Source organism: Halobacillus litoralis, assembly GCF_020524085.2.
Taxonomy (GTDB): Bacteria; Bacillota; Bacilli; order Bacillales; family Halobacillaceae; genus Halobacillus; species Halobacillus litoralis_E.
On sequence record NZ_CP129016.1, the window covers coordinates 1,755,403 to 1,768,518 of the forward strand.

11 protein-coding genes are annotated in these 13,116 nt (G+C 44.2%); 9 read left to right on the forward strand and 2 right to left on the reverse strand.

Annotation, left to right across the window (positions count from 1 at the left end; translation table 11 throughout):
* Window positions 1–55 precede the first annotated feature (55 nt).
* The 7 genes from LC065_RS08800 (at window position 56) to LC065_RS08830 (ending at window position 8,763) form a co-directional block, all read left to right on the forward strand.
* Complete coding sequence (locus LC065_RS08800; protein WP_226592110.1) at window positions 56–1,357, forward strand: extracellular solute-binding protein; 1,302 nt, start codon at window positions 56–58, stop codon at window positions 1,355–1,357.
* 176 nt (window positions 1,358–1,533) lie between these two features.
* A complete protein-coding gene (locus LC065_RS08805; RefSeq protein ID WP_306163946.1) occupies window positions 1,534–2,799 on the forward strand; it encodes a carbohydrate ABC transporter permease in 1,266 nt (421 codons plus the stop codon).
* Window position 2,800: 1 nt separating this feature from the next.
* Window positions 2,801–3,640, forward strand: coding sequence for a sugar ABC transporter permease (locus tag LC065_RS08810; protein ID WP_226592108.1), 840 nt, complete (start codon window positions 2,801–2,803; stop codon window positions 3,638–3,640).
* Window positions 3,641–3,764: 124 nt separating this feature from the next.
* A complete protein-coding gene (locus tag LC065_RS08815) occupies window positions 3,765–4,859 on the forward strand; it encodes a LacI family DNA-binding transcriptional regulator (protein ID WP_306163901.1) in 1,095 nt (364 codons plus the stop codon).
* 335 nt (window positions 4,860–5,194) lie between these two features.
* Window positions 5,195–6,217 (forward strand): SEC-C metal-binding domain-containing protein, encoded by a 1,023-nt coding sequence (locus tag LC065_RS08820; RefSeq protein ID WP_226592104.1) that lies wholly within the window; start codon window positions 5,195–5,197, stop codon window positions 6,215–6,217.
* A gap of 331 nt (window positions 6,218–6,548) precedes the next feature.
* On the forward strand, window positions 6,549–8,219 hold the full coding sequence (locus LC065_RS08825; RefSeq protein WP_226592102.1) for a catalase: 1,671 nt from the start codon (window positions 6,549–6,551) through the stop codon (window positions 8,217–8,219).
* An 82-nt stretch (window positions 8,220–8,301) separates the two neighbouring features.
* The gene (locus LC065_RS08830) at window positions 8,302–8,763 is read left to right on the forward strand and encodes a hypothetical protein (protein WP_226592100.1); all 462 of its coding nucleotides are present in this window, start codon (window positions 8,302–8,304) and stop codon (window positions 8,761–8,763) included.
* 37 nt (window positions 8,764–8,800) lie between these two features.
* On the opposite strand, the gene LC065_RS08835 is transcribed toward LC065_RS08830, so the two are convergent.
* Window positions 8,801–11,560, reverse strand: a complete 2,760-nt coding sequence (locus LC065_RS08835) for an alpha-amylase family glycosyl hydrolase (protein ID WP_226592099.1) — start codon at window positions 11,558–11,560, stop codon at window positions 8,801–8,803.
* Between the two features lie 114 nt (window positions 11,561–11,674).
* Window positions 11,675–12,268 carry a YdcF family protein gene (locus LC065_RS08840; RefSeq protein WP_226592097.1) on the reverse strand — a complete coding sequence of 198 codons (594 nt, stop codon included), beginning with the start codon at window positions 12,266–12,268 and terminating at the stop codon, window positions 11,675–11,677.
* A 193-nt stretch (window positions 12,269–12,461) separates the two neighbouring features.
* Between LC065_RS08840 and LC065_RS08845 the strand changes: the two genes are divergently transcribed.
* Together LC065_RS08845 and LC065_RS08850 are read left to right on the forward strand one after the other, a co-directional pair.
* Window positions 12,462–12,671 (forward strand): YkvS family protein, encoded by a 210-nt coding sequence (locus LC065_RS08845; RefSeq protein ID WP_226592095.1) that lies wholly within the window; start codon window positions 12,462–12,464, stop codon window positions 12,669–12,671.
* A 176-nt stretch (window positions 12,672–12,847) separates the two neighbouring features.
* The gene (locus tag LC065_RS08850) at window positions 12,848–13,105 is read left to right on the forward strand and encodes a hypothetical protein (RefSeq protein WP_226592093.1); all 258 of its coding nucleotides are present in this window, start codon (window positions 12,848–12,850) and stop codon (window positions 13,103–13,105) included.
* Window positions 13,106–13,116 lie beyond the last annotated feature (11 nt).

Genomic DNA, 13,116 nt, shown 5'->3' on the forward strand with positions numbered 1-13,116 from the left:
GGTTTCACAAGATTGCGTGGCATATCCATTAGGAAACTATTAGGGGGAGTTAAGTATGAAAAAGTGGTTGAGCTTATTGTTTATCGCTTTTCTTACGGTTGCGATGCTGGCTGCTTGTGCGCCGGATCGTGAAGAGGAAGCGAGTGGAGGAGAGTCTAGTAGTGATGATACATCTTCTGAATCCTCAGAAGACGGCATGCCAGAAAAACCTGAAAAGCTGGTCGTTTGGGAAGACAAAGAAAAAGGTGTCGGCCTAGAGCCTGCGATTGCTAGTTTCGAAGAGGAACATGGCATTAAAGTAGAATTCAAAGAGTTGGATATGGCGTCGAAAATGGGAGAACAGCTTCGTCTTGATGGACCGGCTGGGACAGGCCCTGACGTATTGACATTGCCACATGATCAGATCGGTCAAATGGCTATTGAAGGCCTGCTTTCTCCGGTTGAAGTGGATAGTTCTGTGACAGATCTTTATACAGAAGCTTCCATCCAAGCACAAACATACGATGGAAACCTATACGGACTTCCAAAGTCTACTGAAACTCCGGTTTTCATTTATAACAAAGAACATATGACAGAAGTACCTGAAAACTTTGATGAACTATTCGAGTTCTCGAAAGAATTTAATAATGGCGATCAATATGGTTTCTTAGCTCTATGGGATAATTTCTACTTCGGAAACTCCATCATGGCTGGTTACGGTGGGTATGTATTCGGTGAAGATGGAGGAGCTTTGAATCCTCAAGACCTTGGGTTGAGTAACGAAGGCGCTGTCGAAGGTGCCCAGTACATCCAAAAATGGTATGAGGAAGTCTTCCCATCCGGAATCGTTGGTGAAAGCGGAGGATCTGCGAAAGACGGCCTTTTCCAAGAAGGTAACGTTGCTGCCATGATGGACGGCCCATGGGCGTACCAGGGATTGAACGAAGCGGGAATCGACTATGGTGTTGCACCACTTCCGAAGCTTCCAAATGGTGAATATCCACAAACGTTTGTGGGTGTGAAAGGCTGGCACTTGTCTGCTGCTTCTGAAAACAAAGAGTGGGCGACAGAGTTGATCAAGTGGATCACAAACGAAGAAAACGCGAAAATCCGTTATGAAGAAACGAATGAAATCCCTCCAGTGAAGTCCTTGATTGAGGATCCAATCATTGCCGATAACGAGAAAGCACGTGCGGTTGCTGTTCAATCTGAGCGTGCAGTTCCAATGCCGAACATCCCTGAAATGGGAGAAGTTTGGGAGCCGATGGCACAAGCTTTACAAGTTGTAGCGACTGGTAAAGCTCAGCCGGAAGATGCGTTGACGGAAGCACAGGAAACGATCAAGACACAAATTGAGTTGAATCACTCAGGAAACTAAGATCGGGCAGAGCCATACCCGTCTGTCGGGTATGGCTTTTCCTTATCAATGAAAAGTCTTATAAAAGTGCTGGATAGTTAGAAAGGAGATTGAACATGGGGGAACGTCAACCGAAGTCCAACTATGAGGGAAAGCATCGTCCATCGAAGAAAAATAAGAAACAAGATCCTCATGGGATGACCAATCATCGTAAGATTGCTTTAGCGCTCTCGATCATTCATGGTTTTGGACAGTTTTATAATAAACAGTGGCTGAAAGGTTCCGCTTTTTTCATTTTAATGGCCTCTTTTTTCATCGCCTTTTCCGACTTGCTGCAGTTCGGATTTTGGGGTCTATTTACGCTTGGAACCGATCCCAATTACGATCATTCCATCGTTTTGCTCGTAGAAGGAATATTGACTCTGATCGTCACCATTTTGGGATTAGGCGTCTATGCATTTAACTTAAGAGATGCTTTTAAAGTGGGAAAACAAAGAGACCTGAATGAAGCACCAAACTCTGTCAGGCAACAGTATCAAAACCTGGTAGGTGGAGGATTCCCTTACCTGATGATGACGCCTGGCTTCCTGTTGCTTGTATTCGTCGTCATTTTTCCGATCTTATTCGTTGTTTTATTATCATTTACAAACTATGACTTGTATCATTCGCCACCTGCGAATCTCGTCGATTGGGTAGGATTCCAAAACTTTATCGAGATTTTCAACATTCCAATCTGGCGTGATACGTTCTTTAGTGTATTGGCCTGGACGGTTATTTGGACGTTTGGTGCTACGACTTTGCAAATTGCGCTCGGTATTTTCCTTGCCGTACTGATGAATCAGAAGGGAATCATCCTTCAAAAGACCATCCGTACGATTTTCATTTTACCGTGGGCGGTTCCTGCGTTCGTATCTATTCTAGTTTTCGCCGGAATGTTCAACGAAACATTCGGTACCATCAACCGTGATATCCTGGCTGCCTTCGGGCTTGGGGATATTCCTTGGCTGACAAATCCGACGTATACGAAAATTGCTTTGATCATGATCCAGACGTGGCTTGGGTTCCCGTTCATTTTTGCGATGGTTACGGGTGTATTGCAGTCGATTCCTAATGAATTGTATGAGGCCGCTGATGTTGACGGCGCTTCAATTTTCCAGAAATTCAGAAGCATTACGTTGCCGCTCGTGTTGTATGCAACAGCACCGATCATGATTACTCAGTACACGTTCAACTTCAATAACTTTAATGTCATCTTCCTCTTCAATGGAGGAGGTCCGGCGGTTCCAAACCAGAATGCGGGGGGAACCGATATCTTGATTTCCTGGATCTACAACTTGACGATGACATCTGCCCAATACGGAAAAGCGGCAGCGATTACCATGATCCTGTCCTTGATCGTCATTACCGTAGCCTTGTGGCAGTTCAGAAGAACGAAATCATTCCAAGAAGAGGATATGATGTAATATGAAAAATAACAAACGCATCCTACAGCTGACGTTTTCGTATATAGTGATTCTGGTTATGGTCACGATCATCCTATACCCGATTCTATGGATTGTCGGATCATCCTTTAACCCGGGGAACAGCTTGTCAGGTTCCTCGATCATTCCTGAAAATGCAACGTTGAAACACTATAAAGAATTGTTCGACCCAGCACAGAGCGACTATCTGATCTGGTATTGGAACACGATTAAGATCTGTGTTCTGACGATGCTGTTCTCCGTGGCGCTTGTGTGTATGACGGCTTATTCATTCTCAAGGTTCCGTTTCGTTGGTCGTAAAAATGGTTTGATGACTTTCTTGATTCTGCAAATGATCCCGAACTTTGCTGCCTTGATTGCTATTTATGCTTTAGCGAACTTGACGGGCTTGCTTGATACCCACCTAGCGTTGATTCTCGTTTACACAGGTGGAGCGATTCCAATGAATACGTACTTGATGAAAGGGTATTTGGATACCATCCCTAAAGAGCTGGACGAGTCGGCTCGTATGGACGGTGCAGGGAACTTCCGTATTTTCTGGCAGATTGTTATGCCACTTGCAAAGCCGATGATTGCGGTTATCTGCCTGTTTACGTTCATTACACCGTTCACAGATTTCATCCTGGCCCGTATTCTGCTGCGTTCGGAAGATAAATTCACACTCGCAGTAGGACTTTATGAAATGATTGCCGATCAGTTCGGGAATGAGTTCACACTGTTTGCTGCCGGTTCTGTATTGATTGCGGTGCCGATTTCCTTGCTTTTCTTATCCTTACAGAAATATTTCGTTACTGGATTGACAGCAGGGGGGACGAAGGGATAACCTTGAAGACATATGTATGGAAGGAGAAGCGGAGCAGCCCTCCGGTTCTCCTTTTTTAATAAAAGAGAGATGAAAGCGTCCACATGATACAATGAACATAGTATGCAAATAGAAGGTGAAAGTTATGGCGGTAACCATTAAAGAAGTGGCCAAAGCGGCAGGGGTAGCTCCTTCCACCGTGTCCCGTGTCATTGCAGACCATCCAAGAATAAGCCCGGCTACGAAAAAACGAGTGAAAAAAGCCATGAAAGAGATGGGGTACCATCCGAATGCCAATGCAAGGAACCTGGCGAACCGTTCGACACAATCGCTCGGTGTTGTCATGCCTTCGAGCGCAGACAAAGCGCTTCAAAACCCCTTCTTTCCAGAGGTTTTGCGTGGAATCAGTGCGGTCGCTCATGAGCTTGATTACTCGATGCTCTTATGTACAGGAGAGACAGATGAAGAAATGCTTGAGGCCGTCAAGCGCATGGTGTTCAGTAATCGTACCGATGGCATTATTCTTCTTTATTCACAAGTGGATGATCCGATCATGGAATTTTTATTGGAACAGAATTTTCCTTTTGTCATCGTCGGAAAACCGGCGACACGTGTGGATGAAATTACGCACGTGGATAACGATAATATCCGGGCCGGTAAAGAAATTACCAATCATCTGATTGATATTGGACACGAACGCATTGCATTCATCGGTGGTTCTGAGGACCGTATTGTAACCATTGACCGTATGCGCGGGTATGAATTGGCTCTAGAAGAGGCTGGACTTTCGTACTTGGATGAGTACCGGATTCACACGGAATTCTTAAAATCCGGCGGACGTCAGGCGGTGCATGAGTTGTTCGCCCTTCCTAAACCACCGACAGGCATTGTGATCGCCGATGATCTCATGAGCATTGGTGTGGTGAACATGCTGGAGGAATTTGGGAAGCGCGTACCTGACGATATATCGATCGTCAGTTTCAACAATGTGTATTTATCCGAAATTACCCGTCCTCCTTTGACGACTGTTGATATTCACATTCATGGCCTAGGCAGCCAGGCAGCCAAGTGTCTGATCGAAAAGGTGAAAAACAAAGAGGAACCAGCGAAACGGATTATTGTGCCATTCGATATCAAATATCGTTCCTCCACAAAAAGAAATCAAACCACAGCTGGAAGGCTAACCTTCCGGCTGTGGTTTTTTTGTTGGAAAGAGAAAAGTTGTACGGTAATAATGTAAGAAAATGTAAGACCTAGTCACCTATGTCTTATATCCCTCCGCACTTGGCTGTGGTTTGTGTGGCACTCAGTATCGGTGTGGCCATGCTATCCGGTCTCAAGCCAGCCAAAAAAGCAACGCGCATTGATGTAGTGAGCGCTTTAAGAAGAGATGTATAAGTGTGGATTTTACATCCATTTATTGTAAGGCCTATTGTAAGACCAGGTCATCCAAATATTGGATGACCTGGTCTGTATATAATTTCCTCCTTCTTTTTTCCTTGATTTTTTGCATGTTTGCTCAATCTTCGGTACTCTAGTAGAGTTGAACGTTTATGAATTAAGAGAGGGATTTATATGAGTAAGGTAAAAAGAAATGACCCATGTCCGTGTGGAAGTGGGAAGAAATATAAGAAATGCTGCATGAATAAAACAAATGAAGGTGTGGGGTCAACAAGCCTTCATGAAGAGTTGAAAGGGCACTATAGTCACTTTATGGCCTATGTGAACCGTAACTATCCGAATGTTACGCCTAACGAAGAGCGTGAAACGCATGAGGAAGAAGTAGAAGCGGCTTTCCGTATGGTACAAGGTGTATTTATGGAGCGGCAAGAAGATGGAACAACGCTTTACGACGAATTCTTTGAAAAGAAACAGGACAAAATCGTCCGTCCAGCCACTCTAGCGTCTATGGAAGCATGGAAATCACCACTTGCAAGTGTTTTCCGTATCCAGGAGATTCAGTCCGAGCAAACCGTTATGGTTGAAGATGTGTGGAGCGGTCTAACGTACGAAGTGAAGCGTGACGGTATTCCATTGAAAGAAGAAAATTATTCGCACATGCCGTATGTGATTGGAGTTGTTCTTAAATGGGGACCAATCTTCAATTTTGTACCGCTTGCGATTCCAAACTATGAGGAATCCTACCAAACTTTCAAACAGACGATCGAGGAGAAATTCCAACAAGCTGGATATGAATCCATCCACGCCTACATGCAGGCAACACTTATTGAGCAGTTGAAAAACTGGATGTATATGAATAGTTCTGAAGAATCCTCGGAAGACCAAGAGGTGCAGGAAACAGAAACTCCAGCTACCGGGGAGGATGAAGTGCTCGGCCTTGTCGACAATGAGCTGAAAACAGAACCAACTTTTGAGAGGTTGCGTGAAGCTTGGCTTTCTTATAAACAGGAAGAAGATCCGACGTTCCGCAAACCGGAAGTGGTGTCTGCTGCGCTTGAACACATCTATCGTACTTCTGAAGAGTTCCGCACAGAACCCGAGAAGGTGACGAAAAAAGCAGTAGCGACGAAATATGATGTTAGTCCGAGCAGCATGAGTAAGCGGATTACTCAGCTGAAAGAATTTATCGAAGGTTGATCATTTTTAAGCTTAGAGCAAAGTGCTCTAAGCTTTTTTTGTAGGGATGCTGATAAATGTTTGAAACTCACTGTTAAAAGTTCGAAAGTCACTGTTAAAAGGCTAAAACTCACTGATAAAATTCATGAAGCCACCGATAAATTCTCAAAGTCGCTAATAAAATTCCAAAACCCGCGAATATAATCCTGAAAGTCGCTAATAAACCTCTGAAAGGTGCTAATAAATTCCCGAAACCTGCTAATATCCTTCCACCCAAGATTCATTTCCTCTTTTGGAATAAAAAACCTGAACTCAGCAAAAACTCTTCCTATACAAAAGAGGAGGGAAAGGTATGGATAAACATGAGCAAGGACCAGGAGGAGCAGAGGATCAGCGTTTTTCTGAAGAAGAAAACGAAAAGACATTAACGACGAGACAGGGGCATCCTGTCCGCACCAATCAAAATTTGCGTACGGTCGGTAATCGCGGACCAGCGACGCTTGAGAATTATGATTTTATAGAGAAAATCTCTCACTTTGATCGTGAGCGGGTTCCTGAGCGAGTCGTGCATGCCCGGGGTACCGGAGCGCATGGATACTTTGAGACGTATGGGAAAGTAGGGGAGGAGCCTGTGGAGAAATATACGCGGGCGAAGGTGTTCTCTGGTGCTGGAAAACAAACGCCTGTCCTCGTGCGTTTTTCTACCGTGACGCATTCAGCCGGGTCTCCGGAGACGTTACGTGATCCGCGTGGGTTTGCGGTGAAGTTTTATACAGAAGACGGGAACTGGGATTTGGTGGGAAACAACTTGAAGGTCTTCTTCATCCGTGATGCGATGAAGTTTCCGGATCTGATTCATTCCTTCAAGCCGGACCCTGTCACGAACATCCAGGATAGTGAGCGGATTTTCGACTTCATCAGTCAAACGCCTGAGGCGATGCATATGGTGACATTCCTTTTCTCCCCGTGGGGAATTCCGGCAAATTACCGGCAGATGCAAGGTTCGGGTGTAAATACGTATCGCTGGGTGAATGAAGAGGGCAAAGCTGTCCTCGTGAAATACCACTGGGAGCCTCTGAAGCACGGAATCAAAAATCTGACGCAGGAAGAGGCGAACGAAATCCAGGGTGAAAATTTCAATCACGCTACACAGGATTTGTACGAAGCGATTGAAAGTGGAGATTTTCCAGAGTGGGAACTTTGTGTTCAAATCATGGATGATCATGAGCATCCGGAACTCGATTTTGATCCTCTTGATGATACGAAAATCTGGCCGGAGGATCAGTTTCCATTTTTGAAGGTAGGAAAAATGGTGCTTAATAAAAATCCGGACAATCACTTCAATGAAATCGAGCAGGCGGCCTTCGGTACAGGGGTGCTCGTGGACGGGCTCGACTTTTCCGATGACAAAATGCTTCAAGGCCGTACGTTCTCTTATTCCGATACGCAGCGCTATCGGGTGGGGGCGAACTATCAGCAGCTGCCGGTGAACGCACCGAAGAAACATGTGGCCACTAACTATGAAGGTGGGAACATGTCTTATTTTACAGATCGTCCAAAAGACGCGAATCCACATGTGAATTATGAACCTTCGTCACTAAATGGGTTGGAAGAAGCCACACCGAAAGCGAAACCGCATCAGCCTTATACAGAAGGCAAGTTGAAGAAAGAGCCGATCGATCGCGAAAATAACTTCAAGCAAGCTGGCGAGCGTTACCGCCTTTTCAAAGACTGGGAGCGGGATGATTTGATCATGAACCTCGTTACTTCCCTCAAACCATGCCAGCCTCACATCCAGAAGAAAATGATTTCTCTTTTCTCCCAATGTGATGAGGATTATGGTAAAAGAGTAGCCGAAGGGCTTGGGATGAATGCAGGGAATATGAACGCAGAAGTAGCGGATGAAATAACTCCGACCAAAGGAAAGCTGCCGAAAAAAGGAGGCTCTCCAATCGGAAGTGCAGGAGCTGCGGATGCTGTTGAGCAAGCGCAGGAAAAAGGACACGAAGCGGATCCGTATTGATCTTGTAAGCCTGACTCAAATAAGAGTCAGGCTTTTCTTTTTTTCTACTCCCGTGCATAAGGTAAGTAGGGGAGGGGATCACATGAAACGCAGCCGTTCACCAATGATAATCATCTTTGTTTTAGGCTTGATTCTTATCCTTGCCATTGTCCTCACCATTTTCTTCATGACACGACCTGGCCAGCGTGCAGAAAGTACCATTGAGCAGTTTTATCTGCATGAACAACAAGGGAAGTTCTCCGATTCGTGGGAGCTTTTTCACTCCCAAATGAAAGAGAAATTTACAAAAGGACACTACATACAAGACCGTGCGCACGTGTTCATGAATCACTTCGGCGTCGAAAGCTTTGAATTTGTGATGGGGGATTTGAAAAAAATTGATCAATGGACCATGGAGAAAGGGGCTAAGCCTCTATCGCCCGTTTATCAAACGACTGTGATTCAAACCTATAAAGGAAAGTACGGTCTTTTCCGCCTGCATCAAGATGTTTATGTGGCCGAAGAGAAAGGGGAGTGGAAGATACTATGGGATTATCATAAATAACAAAAAGCTTCCTACGCTTAAGTAGGAAGCTTTTTTGTCATGCGGCTTCGTTCATGGCTTGCATCCGTTTCACCGTTATTTGGTATTCGTTTTGGGGGTCAAAAATGAAAATATATTCCCCGTCTGCTTCGGGTGTGAAGCGGAGGTTATCGCCTTCGAGCCATTCACCGTCACGGACAAATTTATATTCCACCGTTTCTCCTGCTGTCAGTTCAATCGGCTCACTTTTCCAAAGGGCATCCTGTTCATCGAAGGTCAGCATGTTGTCATCACTGGACCAATCGAACGGGGCAGATCCACGCAAGACGACCTTGTTGTATTTCTTTTCTTCTGAAGGCGCCTCATAGCGCAGCTTCCCTTTGACATCATAAATGGCAACAGAAGCTGCTTCGCTTGTCATCTCAAGCTTGCCTTTATGACTCTTCAGTTTTTCTTTTTCAAGAAGGGAAGTGAGTTGCACTTTGTTTGGTGTCTGTTGATTGTAAAGGTCAATGATATCCAGCTTCCGTTCCTCTTCGCCGAGGTTCATGACGACAAGCACTTTGTCCTGTGGCACGGAACGTTCAAACACGAGGACGTCATCATCAGAGTAGATGATGTTGAAATCTCCATGCGTTAAGGCAGGCTGGTCATTTCTTGCATCAATCAACGTCTTGTAATGGGAGAGAATATCCTCGTTCTGTTTTTCTTCCTCCCAAATCATCATCTCACGGTAATAGCGGTCTTTCCATTCGTCCACACTGTTATGATCAGCGCTTTGGGACAAGCCGACCTCATCTCCATAGTAGATGATTGGTGCGCCAGGTAACGTAAACTGAAGAGCAGCCGCGTTTTTCAATGTGTCTTCGTTCCCATCCGCTTCGAACAAAAAGCGCGGCATGTCGTGACTATCTAAGAAGGTTGCCGCAACGAATTCATCCCCATAAGTCCCGAAGGTCTCTTCGAGTGAGGACGCTAGTGCGTTTACGGAACCATTTTGAATGAAGGCATTCGTCATAGCTGAATGCGTCTCAAAATCGATCGCTCCATCCAATTTCCCTTTGTAAGAAGAAATGGTGTCAAGATTGTCCCACACTTCTCCGAAGATGAAGGCATCTTCATCGAGCGATTTTACTTTATGACGGAAATCAACCCAGAAGCTTTGGCTTGGACCTTTGGCATAATCCAGGCGGAACCCGTCAACTCCGATTTCATTCATCCAGAACGGAACGACTTCATCGAGCATATATGCGCGCGTTTCCGGGTTGTCGTTGTTCAACTCAGGAAGCTCTTGAATCCCGTAAAATGTCTCATATTCATTCGGGTAATTCGTAAATGTGTACCAATCATAGTAAGGGCTGTCCGGACCTTTTTCTAAAGCATCCTGGAAAAAGTCGTGCTGATCGGATGTGTGGTTTGGCACAAGGTCATAAACAACTTTCATGTCACGTTTGTGCGCTTCAGTGACAAGTTCCTTCATGAGCTGGTTGCTGCCAAAACGAGGATCGATGTTCATAAAGTCTGTCGGATGATACCCGTGAGAGTAGGGGCCTTCATAAATCGGTGAAATCCACAGTGTATTCACACCAAGATCCTCGATATAATCCATTTTTTCAAGAACACCTTGAAGGTCGCCGCCCATCCAGCCTTTCAGCTGCTCATCGTAGGGCTGTTCAGGGTTTACAGACGTATTGTTCTCTGTACTTCCATCACGGAAACGATCCACGAACACTTGATAAATGACCGCTTCTTTCGCCCATTCCGGAGATTCATAAGTGTCTACATAATAAGCGAACTCTGTAGCTTCATCAGAACTCAACACATTGTTATCGGCAAATTGAGAGCCGTCACTGTTGGAGTTCCAAACATCGAGTTTATATTTTACGCGAGTTTCTTTTTTCTGAGAGGGAATAACACCTTCCATGATTGATGTTTTCAATCCATCGGCATTCTCAAACGTATCTGTCACTTGTAAAGGAACGGTTTGTCCATTAAAAGCTTCTCCTCGTTTTCCATCAGGAGTGGTACCGTCCATCGTGTAATAGATCGCCCCTTTGTCGATCGGTCCAAAGTGCTGGACTTCGACTTTAACCGTTACATCATCACGATGATCCGGAACGTATGGGGTATGGTTATAATCGTGAGTGACCGATTGGGCGACAGGTACTTTCTTCCACTGGGTGACCGTGTCTTCTTTGGTATCGCCGGATGTGGATAATGTTACTGTTCGAGGTTCGTCGAGGTCTTCCTTATAAGACTCCCCGGCAAGGCTGTAAAAATAAGAAACTTCTTCGCCTGATTGTCCTACAATTTTAGTCGTGTACGTATTTTCAGAGGTTTTCGTCATAGGCGCGGCTGTGTAATGAAAGCCATTTTTGCTTGAAGCGACTGTAGGTGTTACCCACTCAGGGGTTCCCTCAGGTGCGGTTAGCTCAAGCTCCACACTGGCTTCGTAAGTATCAGCGAGACGGATGTCCACTTTGCGTTCGTCTTCCGGGTGAAAAGCAAAAATGTACTCCGCATCTTGAGGAGCAGTGTATGTCAAATTCGCTCCAGGCATCCAATTTCCATCATAAACAAACTTGAACTCTGTTACTTTTCCACCTTCCAAAGGAATCGGCTCACTGAGCCATACTCCCTCCTCGGCATTGTAAGTCAGAGGGTTGTTATCCGAACTCCAATCTAAGGTTTCAGCGTTTCCTCGCAAAACAACATCATCGTACGTCTTTGCATCTGCATAGGTTAATGCAACCGGTTGCGCAAATGACAAAAATAAAAGCGCGATACCGATCAGCCATATCCAACGTTTTTGAATCAAACGAATCCCATCCTTTCAAAATTTTAAGTGAAATCGCTTTCATATTAAAGGAGTGGATAAAGATTGTCTATAGGGCGATAGGATTAATTGTCTGAAAAGAAAGAAAAGTCCCGCTTACTCCAAGAGCAAACGGAACAAGTAGACCCCTATTTTTACATATTCGGTAAACGTCATTCTGCTTTCATCTTCTGTCATTCCATCAGAAGGATTGAAGAAAGAAGAGTCAAAGGAGTAGCCCAACTCTATTTGGTCGTCATAAATATCATCAAATGTCATTTTCGTACGCCGGGAATGGTAATCGCTGGTCACAACCAGGGCAGAACTAAAACCTTCTTCTTCCATTATATTTTTAGATAGAGTGGCATTTTCGTATGTACTGGTAGCAGAAGGTTCTTCAAAAATCGCGCCTTGAGGGACTCCCATACTCATGGCTTCCTCTGGTGTTGTTCCACTTTCCGTCGAATTCGTTAAAATCATATGATCTGCCAAACCTTCATTGAATAGATCGACCGCATGCTCAAGGCGTTCCCCATTTCCACTCAAAACAACAATCGCATCATATTCTGAAGAGGAGTCCAGGGAATCTTCAGCCATAAGAAATTCTGGTCCCAACAGAAGAGGTGTCATCACTCCTGCTGATAGGAATAGAATGAATATTAGGAAGGACGTAAGGATGATCTTTTTCGTTTTCTTTATATGAGATGCCATAAAAAACCCCCAATTTTTGTATAACTCCATAATCTTGTATATATCTCTGGAGAAATTTATTAAACCTACTATTGTTTTACTTGTATAATCTTGTCGAATTTAGTAACATATATTGTAAAAGTTTTGTTTGAATTGTTTGTTAATTTATTGTAAAGTTTATTCAAAATACGAGGAAGAGAAAGGGTAGAGAGATATGATACAACCTGATGATCGCATTGCCACTCCAGGGCAAATCGTAACGTTTGAGAGAAATGACATCATTTTCAAAGGAAGGGTCATTCCGAGTCAATGTCAGCAATCCGTTATTGTAGATTTGACGATTATGGATAACTTAGATGAAATCGATTTCGAGTATGATCGAACGGTTGTGGCTCATACCAATTATCGTATTATAGAAGAATAGCACAAATACCCTTTCCTATAAATGGAAAGGGTATTATTTTGGTTAAATTACTTGGTTAAATATTCCTTTATAATTAATAATTACTAGTCCCATGTGCTGTTTCGGGCATACGGATTTACAGATATATTAATAGAAGGAAAAGAAATTGCGTACGATTGATGAGAGGGTGTAGTCATTTGCCGCAATTAACCAAACTATTATTAGAACATAAAGAATTGACATTACGTGCACGTTACAGTGTTCGTATCGATCGAACGATTGTGATTGAACCTTTGAGACAGTTGACCGAAGATACGTTTAGAAATGTACTGAACAAGAAAAGTGTACATAAGATTGCCATTATGAACGCAGATAATGCATCTATAGAAAAGTATGAAGGGCCATTTCGATTCTGCCGAATGAATGGCATCCTCATTTTTAAACCAATGGCATGAAAAAAGGACTT

What these genes read in the sequence shown, in the direction of transcription:
- LC065_RS08845 (WP_226592095.1), top strand. Translation starts at nt 12,462, where the DNA reads ATGATACAACCTGATGATCGCATTGCCACTCCAGGGCAAATCGTAACG.
- LC065_RS08805 (WP_306163946.1), top strand. Translation starts at nt 1,534, where the DNA reads ATGACCAATCATCGTAAGATTGCTTTAGCGCTCTCGATCATTCATGGT.
- LC065_RS08820 (WP_226592104.1), top strand. Translation starts at nt 5,195, where the DNA reads ATGAGTAAGGTAAAAAGAAATGACCCATGTCCGTGTGGAAGTGGGAAG.
- LC065_RS08815 (WP_306163901.1), top strand. Translation starts at nt 3,765, where the DNA reads ATGGCGGTAACCATTAAAGAAGTGGCCAAAGCGGCAGGGGTAGCTCCT.
- LC065_RS08840 (WP_226592097.1), bottom strand. Translation starts at nt 12,268, where the DNA reads ATGGCATCTCATATAAAGAAAACGAAAAAGATCATCCTTACGTCCTTC.
- LC065_RS08830 (WP_226592100.1), top strand. Translation starts at nt 8,302, where the DNA reads ATGAAACGCAGCCGTTCACCAATGATAATCATCTTTGTTTTAGGCTTG.
- LC065_RS08810 (WP_226592108.1), top strand. Translation starts at nt 2,801, where the DNA reads ATGAAAAATAACAAACGCATCCTACAGCTGACGTTTTCGTATATAGTG.
- LC065_RS08825 (WP_226592102.1), top strand. Translation starts at nt 6,549, where the DNA reads ATGGATAAACATGAGCAAGGACCAGGAGGAGCAGAGGATCAGCGTTTT.
- LC065_RS08800 (WP_226592110.1), top strand. Translation starts at nt 56, where the DNA reads ATGAAAAAGTGGTTGAGCTTATTGTTTATCGCTTTTCTTACGGTTGCG.